The sequence below is a fragment of the Pseudomonas sp. SA233 genome, assembly GCF_054792385.1.
In genome coordinates this window covers 1,462,034-1,480,219 of the sequence record NZ_CP096449.1, presented here as the reverse complement: position 1 = coordinate 1,480,219, position 18,186 = coordinate 1,462,034, and the positions used below count along the sequence as shown (strand labels likewise).

The window sequence follows — 18,186 nt, the reverse complement described above, 5'->3', positions numbered from 1 at the left end:
TGTAAGTCGTTATTGACGCTGCTCGTGCATGAATTGAATGAGTGCAGGCCAGGAAGGTGGTTGGTAGCCCGCATCTGCACGGAAACGAGAAGAGTCCAGTGAACGATCGATCACCAGTTTGTCGTCCGGTACGATATTGATGTCCTTGCCGTAAACCTTCGCCACCTGCCTGAGCAGCTCATACTTGTCGATCGGCTCTGCAGAAACGTGGTAAAGCCCCTTCAGCGCAGGGTTGGGAATGACGTAGTCCAGCATCACCCGGGCCAGTTCGGCGGTCGGCAGCCCCGAGAAAACCGCCTTGGTGAAACCCTTCACACTACCCTGCTGGGACAGGAACCAGTCGACCAGCGATGCATTGCTTTGCAATTCATGACCAATGATGGATGTACGCAGCGTTACGGCATCGTCAAGGTCGTGCAATTCGCCAATGTATTTGGACTTGCCATACAAGTCGGTGCAGTCAGACTCGTCCTGCTCCCGGTACATGCCCTTGGCACCCGAAAATACGCAATCGGTACTGATATGGATCAGGCGCGCGCCAGCCACGCGGCAGAGCATAGCCAGGCGATGCGGGAGCATGGCGTTGATTGGCAGTGCAGTAAGCGGATCCTTGGCATCAGCCAGTTGCTTGATCAGGCCCACGCAATTGATTACCACCTCCGGCTTAGCCTTAGCGAAAGCCGCCATCAGCGCGTCAGCATCAAGTACATCTACACCACACAGGAGATGCTCAGCCTGATCAGGCGTGAAGAACCTGCGCCCGGACGACGAGCGCAGCGTGCCCACCACTCGGTGCTGCGAATTGGCCGAGAAATACCGGAAGACGGCGTTGCCCAGCATGCCCGAGACACCCAGTACCAATATGTTCATTGCGTCGCCTTGTCCTGTTCAATCCGTTGTTCGAACATGCGCACCAGTGCCTTGCACTGGGTCTTCAGTTCGAAGTGTTTCAAGAAGTAAGCCCTTGCCTGTGTGCCCATCTGTTCTCGCTGCGTCTGCGGCGTGGCCAGCATCGACCTTATGCAAGCTGCAAGCCCGGCCGCGTCTTCGGCAGGGCAGGTTATACCGGCAGCAGCGTCGTTGATGACGCGCGCGCCTTCACCATCCAGGCTGCCAATTATCGGCCTGCCCGCTGCCAAGTAGGCCTGCACCTTACTCGGAATGGTACAACTGAAAATCTCGTCTCGCTTGAGTGTAACCAGCAATGCGGCACTGAGTTCGAACAATTCGGCCATCGCCGTACGAGGGTAGGCGCCGGCAATGATCAGGTTGTCCAGGCCCCATTTGCATTTCTGCTCTGCCAGCCAGTCGGCTTTGCTGCCGGTGCCGACCATCACGATAAGGGCTTGCGATTGCTCGGCGTGCAGCACCCGCGCAGCTTCGACGATGGTGGCCAACCCTTGCGCGCTACCCAAATTGCCGGCGAACACTACGCAGAAGTGACTACGCAACACGGCAGTCAATGACTCAGGCAATTTGCAGATTTCGCCGGAATCATCCTGTTGCAGGTAAGAGTTGGGGTAGTAATTGATCTTGTCGGCACGCGCGTAGCGCTTGACCGGGTCAATGAACGCCCGTGACTGTACCAGCAATACATCCACGGCCCAATACAGGCCGCGCACCAGCAAACCGACGATCGACAATAGGAACTTGTTGCGAATGAACCCCGTGGCCGCAAGGCTTTCCGGCCACAAGTCCTGTACCCACAGAAACACAGGGGCACGGTGGGCGCGTTTCATGGCTAGTGCCGGAATTACAGAAATGACAGGCGATGGCGCAAACACGAAGTAGGCATCAAACTGGCCGCGCTTTGCATGGCGTGTGAAGTACCTGACGCCGTTAGCCACGAATGAAAAATAATTGAGGATCAGGTTTTTCGCCCCACCTTTCTTGCGCGGCCGCAGTGGCGCCCGATGAACAGCTATCGTTCCAGCAAAGCAGTCTTCAACCGCATCATGGGCAGTATAACCTGGGAAAACCTCACCACTTGGATAGTTAGGTTTGCCGGTAAAAACTTCAACGTGCACACCCAGCGCACTCAATTCCCGAACGATATCGTTGATGATAAAGTTTTCAGGGAAAAAATACTGGCTGACCACAGCAATTTTCAAAGGTGTTTGCGTCACACTGACTTATCCTTCTGGGCGTGGCGATATCGGCGCTGCATGAAGTGCCCTGAACTCTAATGGAGGCATGCATGATCGTTAACAAGTCGCAAACGCTGACCTGCTGGATACCGACTATGCGCCGCAGTGACTGACCTGCCGCAATCCCTGAAAATTCGGAATATCAGAAGCCAAGCCCCCCACGATCATTGCCCCAATCACGCTCCGATGCTGGCGCATCTTATTGTAGCCACCCGCCCTTAGCCATACTTTGGCCATCATTTATAATATGTAGCTTGCTATCGGTTATCGTTCCAATGCGAAATCACGACCATCAAGCTACTATCCTGAGCGGCTCGCTTCAACCCCGAGTCGGCACCTTGGCTAAGTCAACCGTTTGCTTCGGCAAGTTCCTCAAAACGCTGAAAAAAACCTGCCATCCATCGGATGCACCTACACACACCTTAAGAAGTGCTGCATTTGCAACAAAAAGATTGCCCTCTCTAGATTTGGCTGGCATAGCCCTCATGGGATGAAGACTTTGATCGAACGCCCCTGCTGCTTGGTTTTCTCTTCGATGGCCTTACCCAGAGCCATCTTGGCATTCTTATCACCGTGTACCAGCACCACGCGCCCGGCCCCGCCCCGTTCCGGCGATGCAAAAGCCACGAGCTCTGCCTGGTCGGCATGACCAGAGTAACCCGGCAAGGTTACAACTTTTGCGCGCACCTCATACATCCGCCCATCCAAATCAATCTGCACAAACCCTTCCGCCCCTTCACTCGCCTGTATCACCGCACCCGGCGTGCCCTTGGCCTGGTAACCGACAAACATCACCTCATGTCGCGGATCCCCCAGCATGGCCTTCAGGTAATTGACGATGCGCCCACCCGAGCACATGCCATTGCCGGCAATCACGATCGCCGGCCGCCCGGTGCTCTTCAGGTAATTGACCACCTGCTGGTGGCGGGCGTGGGTGTCCACGCTGATCAGCTGACTGAAACCCAACGGGTCGCGCCCTTCGGCAAGGCGCGCCCGGGCTTCGGCATTCCAGTAGTCGTGCAGCTCCCGGTATACACCGGTAATGCGCTGGGCCAGGGGCGAGTCGAGGATGATGGGCAATTGCGACCAGTCGAGGGGGTCGCCATCAGGGGCCGGGCCGGCCTTGTTCAGCAAGGCCTTGCGATGAAGAATGCTTTCGAGTTCGTACAGCAACTCCTGGGTGCGGCCGAGGCTGAAAGCCGGAATGAGCAGCGTGCCCTGGTCAGCCAGAGCGCGGTCGATGGCCGCTTCCAGTCGCTGCTGACGGTCACCTGCAGGCGGGTGCAGGCGGTCGCCGTAGGTGCTTTCCAGTACCAGTACATCTGCCCGTTCCGGGGGTTGCACTGGGCGCAGCAAGGGGTTGCCACAGGCGCCGAGGTCGCCGGAGAACACGTAGCGGGTGCTGGCTTGCGCGTACTGCACATCGCATTCGACATAGGCTGAACCCAGCAGATGCCCGGCGCGCTGCAGGCGAATGCGACAGGTGAGCCCTGGCTGCTCGACCAGGGTGTGCCACTGCTCGAAAGGCACGGGCTTGATCAGGTCGCGGATGAACTCCAGATACCTCGCCACATGGGCGGGCTCACTGCTGATACTAAGTTTGTAGGCATCTTCCAGCACCAGTGGCAGCAGCCGGGCGGACGGCTCGCTGCACAGGATCGGGCCACGGTAGCCGGCAGCCAGCAATGCCGGAATGCGACCTACATGGTCGAGATGCACATGGGTGATGACTAGGGCCTGGATACCCTGCACGTCGAAGCCCAACGGTGCCGATGCTGCGCCTGGCGCGGCCTCATCGCCCTGCTCCAGGCCGCAGTCGATCAGCAGGCTGCTGGACGGGGCGAGGTGCAGTTGATGGCAGGAGCCAGTGACGCCGCGGGTGCCACCATGATGGGAAAGGACGGGATATTCCATGCTGCGCACACTCGCCTGGGCCGAAAATGAAGTGCGTAATTACTCCATGACGGCCGGCGCAGGCATAGGTGGGACTTTCCCAAACGGATGTAGGAAATACCCTCAGTTACCGCTCAATGCTGCCTGGCGGGCCGAAGCCTTGATCTTGCGCTTGCTGCGCTGCACGCCGTAGGCACCCAGCAGCGGACCGACTGCCAGGCCAATGACCAGGGCGGCCAGAACCAGCACGGCGACCGGCATGGCCGGGGCAGCCCAACCGAACAGGACCAACGAGACGGTTTGCTGGTTCTCCAGCACGAAGAACAGCACCACAGCCGCCAACAGCAGCACGAACACCGCCGCCAGGGCGCGCTTGAGGTTACGCATCAGATTGCTCCTTGTGGAATCAGGTGTGGGCCTCATGCTCTTCTTCATTGACCCGGTCGCGCAACTCTTTGCCGGGCTTGAAGTGCGGCACGAACTTGCCTTCGAGGCTGACCGACTGGCCGGTCTTCGGGTTGCGGCCTACGCGAGGGGCGCGATAGTGCAGCGAGAAGCTGCCAAAACCGCGAATCTCGATGCGATCGCCGGTGGCAAGGCATTGTGACATCTGCTCAAGCATGGTCTTGATGGCAAGCTCCACGTCCTTGGACGAGAGCAGCCCCTGATGGGTGACAATACGTTCGATCAGCTCCGACTTCGTCATATTTTTCCCTTCGTTATCAAGCAGCTAGATCATTGCTTAACCAGTTTGTAGCACGCTGGGAGGAATTTGAACAGGGTGGTTCTTGACTTAATAAAAAAATTCAAGATTGAAGTTTTACTGGAATGGTCTAGCTGGCGGGGGCTGGAGGCGTGCGGCCAGGGGGTTGCGGTGACGCGGAGATCGAGCGCCGCCCGCGCGGCGCATCGCGAGCTGCGCTCGCTCCTACGTTTGTTTCGGCCAGTCGCGCGGGTGGCGCTCGATCTGCCAGACGCCACATAACCCACGACGAACAACACAAACCTGAATCCACGCCCAAAAAAAAGGGCGACCCGAGGGTCGCCCTTTTTTACCGATCAAACAGAACTCAGTTCTGCTTGGCCATTGCTTCGCGCAGCAGCGCAGCCATGGTGGTGTCGGCAGCCGCTTCCGGAGCGTTTTTCAGGCTCTGGATGGCTTCGCGCTCTTCAGCATCGTCCTTCGACTTGATGGACAGGCTGATAACGCGGGACTTGCGGTCAACGCTGATGATCTTGGCTTCGATCTCTTCGCCTTCCTTCAGGACGTTACGCGCGTCTTCAACGCGGTCACGGCTGATTTCGGAAGCTTTCAGAGTAGCTTCGATGTCGTCGGCCAGGGTGACGATGGCGCCTTTGGCGTCAACTTCTTTCACGATGCCCTTGACGATAGCGCCCTTGTCATTGACAGCAACGAAGTTGGAGAACGGATCGTCTTCCAGCTGCTTGATGCCCAGGGAGATGCGCTCGCGCTCTGGGTCGACCGACAGGATGACGGTTTCCAGCTCGTCGCCCTTCTTGAAACGACGTACGGCTTCTTCGCCGGTTTCGTTCCAGGAGATGTCGGACAGGTGAACCAGGCCGTCGATGCCGCCGTCCAGACCAATGAAGATACCGAAGTCGGTGATCGACTTGATGGTACCGGTGATCTTGTCACCCTTGTTGAACTGGCCGGAGAAGTCTTCCCATGGGTTGGACTTGCACTGCTTGATGCCCAGGGAGATACGACGACGCTCTTCGTCGATGTCCAGAACCATGACTTCCACTTCGTCGCCAACCTGAACGACTTTCGACGGGTGGATGTTCTTGTTGGTCCAGTCCATTTCGGAAACGTGTACCAGACCTTCAACGCCTTCTTCCAGCTCAGCGAAGCAGCCGTAGTCGGTCAGGTTGGTAACGCGAGCCTGTACGCGAGTACCTTCTGGGTAACGGGCAGTGATAGCTACCCACGGATCTTCGCCCATCTGCTTCAGACCCAGCGAAACGCGGTTGCGCTCACGGTCGAACTTCAGAACGCGTACGTCGACTTCGTCGCCAACGTTAACGATTTCCGATGGGTGCTTGATGCGCTTCCAGGCCATGTCGGTGATGTGCAGCAGGCCGTCGATACCGCCCAGGTCCACGAAGGCGCCGTAGTCGGTGAGGTTCTTGACGATACCTTTGACCTGTTGGCCTTCCTGCAGGGTTTCCAGCAGGGCTTCGCGCTCGGCGCTGTTCTCGGCTTCCAGCACGCTGCGACGGGAAACGACAACGTTGTTGCGCTTCTGGTCCAGCTTGATGACCTTGAATTCCAGCTCTTTGCCTTCCAGGTGGGTGGTGTCGCGCACAGGGCGGACATCAACCAGGGAGCCCGGCAGGAACGCACGGATGCCGTTAACGTCGACAGTGAAGCCGCCCTTAACCTTACCGTTGATAACGCCCTTGACCACTTCTTCGGCGGCGAAAGCTGCTTCCAGAACAATCCAGCACTCGGCGCGCTTGGCTTTTTCACGGGACAGCTTGGTTTCGCCAAAGCCGTCTTCGACCGCGTCCAGCGCAACGTGAACTTCGTCACCGACCTTGATGGTCAGCTCGCCAGCTTCGTTGTAGAACTGCTCGAGCGGGATGACGCCCTCGGACTTCAGGCCAGCGTGTACGGTAACCCAGTCGCCGTCGATGTCGACAACGATACCGGTGATGATGGCACCCGGCTGAAGATTGAGGGTTTTCAGGCTTTCTTCAAAGAGTTCTGCAAAGCTTTCGCTCATTTTAATTCCTGTAGATTCGGGCGAAACAGACGCCCATAGCCACATTCCAGACAATGTGGGTTTGTTTTAAGTAAAGGAAAGCCTGCAGGACGTTGACTGGTGCCCCTGCCTGCTTTCCTGGCTATCAGAGAAGGTCGCGCAGTGCGATCTCGCTCCTGATACGTTGCAACACCTGCTCGATGGACAACTCGGTAGAGTCCAACTGAATGGCATCGACCGCTGGCTTCAGCGGGGCCACTGCACGTTGGGTGTCGCGCTCATCACGCGCACGAATCTCATCCAGCAGACTCGACAGACTAACATCTTCACCCTTGCCCTTCAACTGCAGGTAGCGGCGACGCGCCCGCTCCTCCGCGCTGGCGGTGAGGAAGACTTTCAACGGCGCGTCCGGGAACACCACGGTGCCCATGTCGCGGCCGTCGGCGATCAGGCCAGGCGCCTCGCGGAATTCGCGCTGACGCACCAACAGCGCATCACGCACGGCCGGCAGCGAAGCAACCATCGAGGCACCGGCACCAACAGTCTCGGTGCGGATGACGTTGCTGACGTCCTCGCCCTCGAGGATGATCTGTTGCAGCTTACCGGGCTCGGCGGCGATGAACTGCACATCCAGATGGGCGGCAAGCTTGGTCAGCAGCTCTTCGTTGGTCAGGTCGACGCCGTGGTTGCTGGCGTTGAACGCCAGCAGACGGTACAGCGCGCCAGAGTCCAGCAACCTCCAGCCCAGTTCGCGGGCCAGCAGCCCGGCGACCGTGCCCTTGCCCGAACCGCTTGGCCCGTCGATGGTGATGACCGGCGCCAGGGCACTCACGACTTGCCCTCTTCGGCCACGCGGATGCCCACTTCGGCACACAGCGCCAGGAAGTTGGGGAACGATGTGGCAACGTTGGCGCAGTCATGGATGCGGATCGGCGCGCTGGCGCGCAGCGAGGCCACACTGAAGGCCATGGCGATACGGTGGTCACCGTGGCCATGCACTTCGCCGCCGCCCAACTGGCCGCCGTCGATGATGATGCCGTCCGGGGTCGGCTCGCACTTGATGCCCAGGGTGATCAGGCCGTCGGCCATGACCTGGATACGGTCGGATTCCTTCACCCGCAGCTCTTCGGCACCACGCAGCACGGTACGCCCTTCGGCGCAGGCAGCAGCGACGAACAGCACCGGGAACTCGTCGATGGCCAGTGGCACCAGCTCTTCAGGGATGTCGATACCCTTCAGCTTGGCACCGCGCACACGCAGGTCGGCCACCGGTTCGCCGCCGACTTCACGCTGGTTTTCCAGGGTGATGTCGCCGCCCATCAGGCGCAGGATGTCGATCACGCCGGTACGGGTCGGGTTGATGCCAACGTGCTCCAGCACCAGCTCGGAGCCTTCGGCGATGGACGCTGCCACCAGGAAGAACGCCGCCGAGGAAATGTCGGCCGGTACTTCGATACGGGTAGCAGTTAGCTTGCCGCCGGACTGCAGCGAGGCCACCGGGCCGTTGCTTTCGACGCTGTAGCCAAAGCCGCGCAGCATGCGCTCGGTATGGTCACGGGTTGGTGCAGGCTCGGTGACGGTGGTCTTGCCTTCGGCGTACAGGCCGGCCAGCAGCAGGCAGGATTTGACCTGGGCACTGGCCATCGGCAGCGTGTAGGTCAGCGCCTTGAGCTTGTGGCCACCACGGATGGTCAGCGGCGGACGGCCTTCAGGGCCAGTTTCGACCACGGCACCCATTTCGCGCAGCGGGTTGGCCACGCGGTTCATCGGGCGCTTGGACAGCGAAGCGTCGCCGGTCATGGTCACGTCGAACGGCTGGCCGGCCAGCAGGCCCGACAGCAGGCGCATCGAGGTACCCGAGTTGCCCACATACAGCGGCCCGGGTGGTGGCTTGAGGCCGTGCAGGCCGACACCGTGAATGGTCACGCGACCGTGGTTCGGGCCTTCGATGACCACACCCATGTCACGGAATGCCTGCAGGGTCGCCAGCGCGTCCTCACCTTCGAGGAAGCCTTCGACCTCGGTGGTGCCTTCGGCCAGCGAGCCGAGCATGATCGAGCGGTGGGAAATCGACTTGTCGCCCGGTACGCGGATTCGCCCGGACAGGCGGCCACCCGGTTGGGCCAGGAAAATCAGATCGTTGGCGTTCATAGCGTCCACATAGGCCCGGCGGGCCAGGATTTTACTGAAATGCTCGCGGGCAACGCGTGCGCGGGTGAATACACCCAGCAGCTGGTGCCCGTCCCCTTCAGCGATCGCGTCGCGCAAGGCGTCGAGATCGCTGCGATATGTATCAAGCGTGCGCAGGACAGCGTCGCGGTTGGCGAGAAAAATGTCGTGCCACATGGTCGGGTCGCTGCCGGCGATTCTCGTGAAATCGCGGAAGCCTCCCGCAGCGTACCGGAAGATCTCGAGGTTTTCATTGCGCTTGGCCAGTGAATCGACCAGGCCGAAGGCCAGCAGATGCGGCAGATGACTGGTGGCGGCAAGCACTTCGTCGTGGCGTTCGACCGACATGTGCTCCACATCGGCATCCAGCGCGCGCCACAGGCGGTCGACCAGGGCCAGGGCGGCCGGGTCGGTTTCGGCCAGCGGCGTGAGGATGACCTTGTGTCGGCGGAACAGGGTGGCGTTGGAGGCCTCTACCCCGCTCTGCTCGGAGCCAGCGATGGGGTGGCCGGGGACGAAGCGCGGCAAGCGCTCCCCAAAGACCGCCCGCGCCTCACGCACGACGTTGCCCTTGGCGCTGCCGACGTCGGTGATGACGGCAGCGCCAAGGTCGAGCTTGGCCAGGCGGGCCAGGACTTTTTCCATGGCCAGGATCGGCACGGCCAACTGGATGACATCGGCACCGACACAGGCGGCGGCAAGGTCTTCTTCGCAGCGATCGACCACGCCCAGGGCCACGGCCTGCTTGCGCGAGGGGGCGTCCAGGTCGACACCGACCACTTCGCGGCACAGGCCGCTTTCACGCAGGCCCTTGGCGAACGAGCCACCGATCAGGCCGAGGCCGACTACGACCAGGCGGTTGATGATTGGCGCGGGTTTGGTTGTTACTGCTTTTACCACTGGTGCGAACCCTGTTCAGAAATCTAGACAGCCTGTGAGGGCCATTGGGGCTGCCTTGCAGCCCATCGCGACACAAGGCCGCTCCTACAGGGGCCAGTACAGTTTCGAGGCCTGCACAATACCTGTAGGAGCGGCCTCGTGTCGCGATGGGCCGCACAGCGGCCCCGGCAATCTTCGATCAAAGCACCGCCTTCGGATACGACCCCAGCACCTTCAGCGCCACAGCCTCCTGGCTGATCTGCTCGAGCACCGCCTTGATCAGCGGGTCGCGGTGGTGGCCGACGAAGTCGATGAAGAACACGTAGGTCCACTTGCCGCTACGCGACGGGCGGGTCTCGATGCGAGTCAGGTCGATGCCGTTCTGGTGGAACGGTACCAGCAGCTCGTGCAAGGCACCCGGCTTGTTGCTCATCGAAACGATGATCGAGGTCTTGTCGTCGCCGGTCGGCGGTACTTCCTGGTTACCGATCATCAGGAAGCGCGTGGAGTTGTCCGGGCGGTCTTCGATCTTCTCGGCCAGGCGAGTCAACCCGTACAGGTTGGCCGCCATGTCGCCGGCGATCGCCGCCGAATTCCACTCGCCCTTGACCCGCTTGGCTGCCTCGGCATTGCTCGACACGGCCACGCGCTCCACGTTCGGGTAGTGCGCGTCCAGCCACTTGCGGCACTGGGCCAGCGACTGGGCGTGGGAGTAGATGCGGGTGATGCTGTCGGTCTTGGTGTTCTCGCCCACCAGCAGGTGGTGGTGAATGCGCAGCTCGACCTCGCCGCAAATCACCATGTCGTGCTCAAGGAAGCTGTCCAGGGTGTGGCTGACCGCGCCTTCGGTGGAGTTTTCCACCGGCACAACGCCGAAGTTGACGGCACCAGCCGCCACTTCGCGGAACACTTCGTCGATGGCCGCCATCGGCCGGCTGATCACCGCGTGGCCGAAGTGCTTCATGGCCGCAGCCTGGGTGAAGGTGCCTTCAGGGCCGAGGTAGGCGATTTTCAGCGGCTCTTCCAGGGCCAGGCACGACGACATGATTTCGCGGAACAGCCGCGCCATCTCTTCGTTGTCCAGCGGACCCTTGTTGCGCTCCATCACGCGCTTGAGCACGGCGGCTTCACGCTCGGGGCGGTAGAACACCGGCTTTTCGCCTTCCGCCAGCGAGGCGGTCTTGACCTTGGCCACTTCCTGGGCGCAACGGGCACGCTCGCTGATCAGCTCGAGGATCTTCTCGTCGAGGCTGTCGATGCGAACGCGCAACGCCTTCAGTTCGTGCTCGGACATCAGCCGTGCTCCTTCTCGAATTCGGCCATGTAGGCCACCAGGGCTTCGACTGCTTCAAGGCCCAGGGCGTTGTAGATGGAGGCGCGCATTCCGCCTACCGAACGGTGGCCCTTGAGGTTGAGCAGGCCACGGGCATCGGCGCCGGCGAGGAAGGCCTTGTCCAGGCGCTCGTCAGCCAGGCGGAACGGCACGTTCATCCACGAACGGGCGTTGTGGCTGATCGGGTTGGTGTAGAACTCGCTGCTGTCGATGAAGCCGTACAGGCGGTCTTTCTTGGCGCGGTTGCGCTGCTCCATGGCATCGATGCCACCCTGCTCTTTCAGCCACTCGAACACCAGGCCCGAGAGGTACCAGGAGTAGGTGGCCGGGGTGTTGTACATCGAGCCGTTGTCGGCCGAGACCTTGTAGTCGAGCATGGTCGGGCAGCTGCTGCGGGCGCGGCCCAGCAGGTCTTCGCGCACGATCACCACCACCAGGCCGCTCGGGCCGATGTTCTTCTGCGCGCCGGCGTAGATCAGGCCGTACTGCGACACATCGATCGGGCGCGAGAGGATGTCGGACGACATGTCGACCACCAGTGGCACGTCACCGGTTTCCGGCACCCAGTCGAACTGCAGGCCACCAATGGTCTCGTTGGACGCATAGTGCACGTAGGCAGCGTTCTTGGTCAGCTTCCACTCGTTCTGGCCCGGGATGGCCAGGTAGTCGTAGGGCTTGGCGCTGGCGGCGACGTTGACGTTGCCGAAGCGACGCGCTTCCTCGATGGCCTTTTTCGACCAGATGCCGGTCTCGATGTAATCGGCAGTGCCGTCTTCCGGCAGCAGGTTCAGCGGGATTTCGGCGAACTGCTGGCTGGCGCCGCCCTGCAGGAACAGCACCTTGTAGTTGGAGGGGACGGACAGCAGGTCACGCAAGTCCTGCTCGGCCTTTTCGGCGATGGCCACGTAATCGTCGCTACGATGGCTCATTTCCATCACCGACAAGCCCTTGCCACGCCAATCCATCATCTCGGCCTGGGCGCGCTGCAGAACAGCATCAGGAAGCGCGGCAGGGCCTGCGCAGAAGTTAAAGGCTCGTTTGCTCACATCCACTCTCGCTCTGCCAAATGGTACAAATTCGTTTCTTGCAGGCCTCGCATCGCTCTTGTAGGAGCAGCCTTGTGCTGCGAATGGGACGCGTAGCGGCCCCGGCTATCCATGCGTTGACGCTGAAATCCCGGGGCCGCTTCGCGTCCCATTCGCAGCACAAGGCTGCTCCTACAAAAAACAGCCTGCCCCTTCAGGGCCTGCCATTGCCTGCTGTAATCAGTCAAACGGGGCGACCTTGGTCGCCCCGTTCGGGTTTTACGCTTGCTTACTCCTGCGGGGCCTCTTCGGCACCAGCAGCTTCTTCGTTGTCTGGCGCTTCAGCCTCGACGCCCTCTTCGTCCGCCTCGATCACATCATCGAGTTCGTCCTCGGAAGGCTCCTGGATACGCTCCAGGCCCACCAGCGTCTCGTCGGTAGCCAGCTTGATCAAGGTCACACCCTGAGTGTTACGACCCAGGCTGGACACCTCGCCAACGCGGGTACGCACCAGCGTGCCCTGGTCGGAGATCAGCATGATCTCCTCGCCTTCCTGCACCTGGATGGCACCGATCAGCAGACCGTTGCGCCCCTTGGTGCCCATGGCGATCACACCCTGGCCACCACGGCCGCGACGCGGGAACTTGGACAGCGGAGTGCGCTTGCCGAAGCCACGCTCGGAGGCGGTGAGGATCTGCGCGCCAGATTCCGGGATCAGCATGGAGATGATCTGCTGGCCCTTGCCCAGCTTCATGCCGCGCACGCCACGGGCGTTACGGCCCATCTCGCGCACCACGCTTTCAGCGAAGCGGATCACCTTGCCGGCGTCGGAGAACATCATGACTTCCTTGGCGCCGTCGGTGATGGCCGCGGCGATCAGGGTGTCACCTTCCTTGAGCTTCAGGGCGATCAGGCCGTTGGAGCGCGGACGGGCGAACTGCACCAGCGGGGTCTTCTTCACAGTACCCGAAGCGGTGGCCATGAAGATGTAGGCGCCGGTCGGCTCGGCCACCCATTCAGGGGTGTCGCCGTCTTCCTCGTCCACTTCCTCGGCCTCGACCACTTCGCCTTCGAGCACGGTGTCTTCCGCGTCCTCCAGCTCTTCGTCGGCGTCAGCGTTCTGCTGCAGGGCCTCGAGGTCGATCTGCAGCATGGCGGTGATGCGCTCACCTTCCTCCAGCGGCAACAGGTTGACCAGCGGGCGGCCGCGAGCGGCGCGGGACGCTTCAGGGATGTCGTAGGTCTTCAGCCAGTACACCTTGCCCTTGCTGGAGAACAGCAGCAAGGTGGCATGGCTGTTGGCAACCAGCAGGTGCTCAACGTAGTCCTCGTCCTTCACCCCAGTAGCCGACTTGCCTTTGCCGCCACGGCGCTGGGCCTGGTAGGCGGACAGCGGCTGGGTCTTGGCGTAGCCGCCGTGGGAGATGGTCACCACGCGCTCTTCTTCCGGGATCATGTCGCCGTAGTTGAGGTCGTGGCGCGCATCGAGGATTTCGGTACGGCGGGCATCGCCATATTCGGCGCGAATGGCTTCCAGCTCTTCGCGGATTACTTCCATCAGGCGCTCGGCGCTGCTGAGGATGCGGATCAGTTCGCCGATCTGCTCGAGGATTTCCTGGTACTCGGCCAGCAGCTTCTCGTGCTCCAGGCCGGTCAGGCGGTGCAGGCGCAGGTCGAGAATGGCCTGGGCCTGTTCCGGCGACAGGTAGTACTTGCCTTCACGCAGGCCGTACTGCTCCGGCAGGTCCTCGGGGCGGCAGGAATCGGCGCCGGCGCGCTCGACCATGACCTGCACGGCACTGGATTCCCAGGCAGTGGAGATCAGGGCTTCCTTGGCCTCGGACGGGGTCGGCGAGGCCTTGATCAGGGCGATGACCGGGTCGATGTTGGACAGCGCCACCGCCTGGCCTTCGAGGATATGGCCGCGTTCGCGGGCCTTGCGCAGCTCGAACACGGTACGGCGGGTTACCACTTCACGGCGGTGACGCACGAACGCTTCGAGCAGGTCCTTGAGGTTGAGCAGACGCGGACGGCCGTCGACCAGGGCCACCACGTTGATACCGAATACGCTCTGCAGCTGGGTTTGCTGGTAGAGGTTGTTGAGCACCACTTCCGGCACCTCGCCGCGACGCAGCTCGATGACGATGCGCATGCCGTCCTTGTCGGACTCGTCGCGCAGCTCGGTGATGCCTTCGATCTTCTTCTCTTTGACCAGCTCGGCGATCTTTTCGATCAGACGAGCCTTGTTCAGCTGGTACGGCAGCTCGGTAACCACGATCTGCTGGCGACCACCGACCTTGTCGATATCTTCGATCTCGGAACGGGCGCGCATGTAGATGCGGCCACGGCCGGTGCGATAGGCCTCGATGATGCCCTGGCGACCATTGATCAGGCCGGCAGTCGGGAAGTCCGGGCCAGGGATGTGCTGCATCAGCTCATCGATGGTGACTTCGGGGTTGTCGATGAGTGCCAGGCAGCCATCGATGACCTCGCCGAGGTTGTGCGGCGGGATGTTGGTCGCCATGCCCACGGCGATACCGCTGGAACCGTTGACCAGCAGGTTGGGAATACGGGTCGGCATGACCGCCGGGATCTGCTCGGTGCCGTCGTAGTTGGGCACCCAGTCGACGGTCTCCTTGTGCAGGTCGGCCAGCAGCTCGTGGGCCAGCTTGGCCATGCGCACTTCGGTGTATCGCATGGCTGCGGCGTTGTCGCCGTCCACCGAACCGAAGTTGCCCTGGCCGTCGACCAGCAGGTAGCGCAGCGAGAACGGCTGGGCCATACGCACGATGGTGTCGTAGACCGCGGTGTCGCCGTGCGGGTGGTACTTACCGATCACGTCACCGACCACACGGGCGGATTTCTTGTACGGCTTGTTCCAGTCGTTGCCCAGTTCGCTCATCGCATAGAGAACGCGACGATGCACGGGCTTCAAGCCGTCACGCGCATCGGGCAGCGCTCGCCCGACAATCACGCTCATCGCGTAGTCGAGGTAAGACTGTCTCAGTTCGTCTTCGATATTGACCGGGAGGATTTCTTTGGCCAGTTCGCCCATGAGAAGCCTGATTCCTTTTTCTGGTGAAACTTCGCAGCTCCATCAAGGGCCGAACGAAGCTCGCCGCCGCAGCGCATAAGGGTGCGACGACTTACGACAAATCAATGAGTTGTGCCATGGATCTGCGCAATGAAGGCCGCCGTGGTGGGCGGTCTTGGAAACTGCCGGATGTTATCACAAAGGCAGGGGCGGTGGGGAGATGTGGCAGGTGGCCTCACACGAGGTTGAATCTGGATTTTTTATAGCCTGTGCCGGCCTCTTCGCGGGTAAACCCGCTCCCACAGGTACACCACCGCCCTCAGGCCTTGTGCTATCCCTGTGGGAGCGGGTTTACCCGCGAAGAGGCCGGCACAGGCACTACGAATATCAGTGCAGCCGCTTGCGGCAGATCAATTGCGCCAGCTTGGCGGCATCCGGCCGCTCGACGATGCCGCGCTCGGTCACGATCACGTCGATCAGGTCGGCGGGGGTCACGTCGAATACCGGGTTGAACACCTCGACATCCGGCGCCACGCGGGTGCCGCCAATGTCCAGCAACTCGTCGGCAGCGCGCTCTTCCAGCGGGATGTCCTCGCCCGTGGCCAGGTTCAGGTCGATGCTGGTGCTCGGCGCCACCACCATGAACCGTACGCCGTGATGCATGGCGCTGACCGCCAGCTGATAGGTGCCGATCTTGCTGGCCACATCGCCGTTGGCGGCGATGCAGTCCGCGCCCACCACCACCCAGGTGATGCCCTTGCTTTTCATCAGGTGGGCCAGCGCCGAGTCGGCGCACAGGGTCACCGGGATGCCTTCGTTGGCCAGTTCCCAGGCAGTCAGGCGCGAACCATGCAGCCAAGGGCGGGTCTCGCCGGCGTATACACGCTCGACCATGCCCTCCAGGTAACCGGCACGGATCACCCCCAGCGCGGTACCGAAACCACCACAGGCCAGAGCACCGGCGTTGCCATAGGTGAGCAGGATCTGGGCGTTGCCCTGGTGGCGACGAATCAGCTCGATACCGTACTGGGCCATGGTCAGGTTGGCCTCGCGATCGCTCTCGTGGATGGCCACCGCTTCGGCCTCCAGTGCCGCCAGCACGTCTTCGTCCGGACGCAGGCGCTGCACGCGCTCACGCATGCGGTTCAGCGCCCAGAACAGGTTGGCGGCGGTAGGGCGCGCTTCAGCCAGGACAAGGAAGTCTTCCTCCAGGTCCATTTCCCAGTCGCCGCCCTCGGCCAGCCGCTCTTCCAGGGCCAGCACCAGGCCATAGGCCGCGGCAATGCCGATGGCCGAGGCGCCGCGCACGGCCATGTCGCGGATCGCCGCTGCAACCTGCGCGACATTGTCGCAGGCCAGCCAGCGCTCTTCCGACGGCAGCAGGCGCTGGTCGAGCAGGTGCAGGACGCCGCCCTGCCAGCGGATCCCGGTCACCTTCTCCGCCGCCAAAAGTCGCTCGCGCATCGCCTCTCCCCGTCGTTCGGATATCAAAAGCCGGCGATTATAGCGACCCTCGGGGCCGAGCGCTCGGGTATACTCCGGCGCAATTTTGCGAAGTTTCAGAGGACTGTTCTAATGAGCAACGTCGACCGCGCCGAAATCGCCAAGTTCGAAGCGCTGGCCCACCGCTGGTGGGACCGCGAAAGCGAGTTCAAGCCGCTGCACGAAATCAACCCGCTACGCGTCAACTGGATCGACGAGCGCGTCAGCCTCGCCGGCAAGAAGGTGCTGGACGTGGGTTGCGGCGGCGGCATCCTCAGCGAGGCGATGGCCCTGCGCGGCGCCACGGTCACCGGCATCGACATGGGCGAGGCGCCACTGGCCGTGGCCCAGCTGCACCAGCTGGAGTCGGGCGTGCAGGTGGAATACCGGCAGATCACCGCCGAAGCCCTGGCCGAGGAAATGCCCGAACAGTTCGACGTGGTCACCTGCCTGGAAATGCTCGAGCACGTGCCCGACCCGTCTTCGGTCATCCGCGCCTGCTACCGCATGGTCAAGCCTGGCGGCCAGGTGTTCTTCTCCACCATCAACCGCAACCCCAAGGCCTACCTGCTGGCCATCGTCGGCGCCGAGTACATCCTGAAGATGCTGCCGCGCGGCACCCACGACTTCAAGAAGTTCATCCGCCCGTCCGAGCTGGGCGCCTGGAGCCGCGTTGCCGGCCTGCAGGTGAAAGACATCATCGGCCTGACCTACAACCCACTGACCAAGCACTACAAGCTCAGCAGCGACGTCGACGTCAACTACATGGTCCAGACCCTGCGCGAGGAATAAACATGAGTTTGCGAGCAGTACTCTTCGACATGGACGGCACCTTGCTCGACACGGCGCCGGACTTCATCGCCATCTGCCAGGCCATGCTCGCCGAGCGCGGCCTGCCGGCCGTCGATGACAAGATGATCCGCGACGTGATCTCCGGCGGTGCCCGCGCGATGGTCGCCGCGACCTTCGCCATCAGCCCGGAGGCCGAGGGCTTCGAAGCCCTGCGCCTGGAGTTCCTCGAGCGCTACCAGCGCGACTGCGCGGTGCACAGCAAGCTGTTCGACGGCATGGCCGAGCTGCTGGCCGACATCGAGAAAGGCAACCTGCTGTGGGGTGTGGTCACCAACAAACCGGTGCGCTTTGCCGAGCCGATCATGCAGCAACTGGGCCTGGCCGAGCGTTCGGCGCTGCTGATCTGCCCGGACCACGTCAAGAACAGCAAGCCCGACCCCGAGCCGCTGATCCTCGCCTGCAAGACCCTTGGCCTGGACCCTGCCAGCGTACTGTTCGTCGGCGACGACCTGCGCGACATCGAGTCTGGCCGCGACGCCGGTACTCGCACGGCGGCAGTGCGCTACGGCTATATTCATCCAGAGGACAACCCCAACAACTGGGGCGCCGATGTGGTGGTGGACCACCCGCTGGAACTGCGCAAGGTGATCGACAGCGCGCTGTGCGGCTGCTGAACCCCGTCTAGACCGCAGCACAGCCCCTGTGG

General features: G+C 61.8%; 14 protein-coding genes. 2 read left to right on the top strand and 12 right to left on the bottom strand.

Translation table 11 applies throughout. The features are described from left to right. Positions 1 to 9: 9 nt before the first annotated feature. From M1D87_RS06855 to mtnA, 12 genes are all read right to left on the bottom strand, one after another. Positions 10 to 870: a dTDP-4-dehydrorhamnose reductase family protein gene (locus M1D87_RS06855; protein ID WP_461241465.1), complete on the bottom strand. Its 861-nt coding sequence runs from the start codon at positions 868 to 870 to the stop codon at positions 10 to 12. Beyond that, complete coding sequence (locus M1D87_RS06850) at positions 867 to 2,126, bottom strand: glycosyltransferase family 4 protein (protein WP_421091822.1); 1,260 nt, start codon at positions 2,124 to 2,126, stop codon at positions 867 to 869. The genes M1D87_RS06855 and M1D87_RS06850 overlap by 4 nt, the downstream gene beginning before the upstream one ends. Positions 2,127 to 2,630: 504 nt before the next feature. Beyond that, the gene (locus tag M1D87_RS06845) at positions 2,631 to 4,061 is read right to left on the bottom strand and encodes an MBL fold metallo-hydrolase RNA specificity domain-containing protein (RefSeq protein ID WP_421091821.1); all 1,431 of its coding nucleotides are present in this window, start codon (positions 4,059 to 4,061) and stop codon (positions 2,631 to 2,633) included. Positions 4,062 to 4,163: 102 nt separating this feature from the next. Further along, entirely contained in the window at positions 4,164 to 4,427 is a 264-nt protein-coding gene (locus M1D87_RS06840) for a lipopolysaccharide assembly protein LapA domain-containing protein (protein WP_046615541.1), read from the bottom strand. Positions 4,428 to 4,446: 19 nt separating this feature from the next. Continuing rightward, entirely contained in the window at positions 4,447 to 4,746 is a 300-nt protein-coding gene (ihfB, locus tag M1D87_RS06835; protein ID WP_013971456.1) for an integration host factor subunit beta, read from the bottom strand. Positions 4,747 to 5,110: 364 nt separating this feature from the next. Continuing rightward, positions 5,111 to 6,787, bottom strand: coding sequence for a 30S ribosomal protein S1 (gene rpsA, locus M1D87_RS06830; protein WP_003252673.1), 1,677 nt, complete (start codon positions 6,785 to 6,787; stop codon positions 5,111 to 5,113). A 124-nt stretch (positions 6,788 to 6,911) separates the two neighbouring features. Then, positions 6,912 to 7,598 carry a (d)CMP kinase gene (cmk, locus tag M1D87_RS06825; protein WP_003260862.1) on the bottom strand — a complete coding sequence of 229 codons (687 nt, stop codon included), beginning with the start codon at positions 7,596 to 7,598 and terminating at the stop codon, positions 6,912 to 6,914. After that, on the bottom strand, positions 7,595 to 9,802 hold the full coding sequence (locus M1D87_RS06820; RefSeq protein ID WP_061550862.1) for a bifunctional prephenate dehydrogenase/3-phosphoshikimate 1-carboxyvinyltransferase: 2,208 nt from the start codon (positions 9,800 to 9,802) through the stop codon (positions 7,595 to 7,597). Before M1D87_RS06820 ends, cmk begins: the two co-directional genes overlap by 4 nt. A gap of 211 nt (positions 9,803 to 10,013) precedes the next feature. Then, positions 10,014 to 11,108 carry a prephenate dehydratase gene (pheA, locus tag M1D87_RS06815; protein ID WP_013971453.1) on the bottom strand — a complete coding sequence of 365 codons (1,095 nt, stop codon included), beginning with the start codon at positions 11,106 to 11,108 and terminating at the stop codon, positions 10,014 to 10,016. Further along, entirely contained in the window at positions 11,108 to 12,193 is a 1,086-nt protein-coding gene (gene serC / locus M1D87_RS06810) for a 3-phosphoserine/phosphohydroxythreonine transaminase (RefSeq protein ID WP_421091820.1), read from the bottom strand. Before serC ends, pheA begins: the two co-directional genes overlap by 1 nt. Positions 12,194 to 12,461: 268 nt before the next feature. Then, positions 12,462 to 15,227, bottom strand: a complete 2,766-nt coding sequence (gyrA, locus tag M1D87_RS06805) for a DNA gyrase subunit A (protein WP_013971451.1) — start codon at positions 15,225 to 15,227, stop codon at positions 12,462 to 12,464. Between the two features lie 366 nt (positions 15,228 to 15,593). Continuing rightward, on the bottom strand, positions 15,594 to 16,670 hold the full coding sequence (mtnA, locus tag M1D87_RS06800; protein WP_421091819.1) for an S-methyl-5-thioribose-1-phosphate isomerase: 1,077 nt from the start codon (positions 16,668 to 16,670) through the stop codon (positions 15,594 to 15,596). 111 nt (positions 16,671 to 16,781) lie between these two features. Here mtnA and ubiG point away from each other — a divergent pair, with 111 nt between their 5' ends. Both ubiG and mupP read left to right on the top strand, forming a co-directional pair. Next, complete coding sequence (ubiG, locus tag M1D87_RS06795) at positions 16,782 to 17,480, top strand: bifunctional 2-polyprenyl-6-hydroxyphenol methylase/3-demethylubiquinol 3-O-methyltransferase UbiG (RefSeq protein ID WP_003260863.1); 699 nt, start codon at positions 16,782 to 16,784, stop codon at positions 17,478 to 17,480. Positions 17,481 to 17,482: 2 nt separating this feature from the next. Then, the gene (gene mupP, locus M1D87_RS06790) at positions 17,483 to 18,154 is read left to right on the top strand and encodes an N-acetylmuramic acid 6-phosphate phosphatase MupP (RefSeq protein ID WP_421091818.1); all 672 of its coding nucleotides are present in this window, start codon (positions 17,483 to 17,485) and stop codon (positions 18,152 to 18,154) included. Positions 18,155 to 18,186 lie beyond the last annotated feature (32 nt).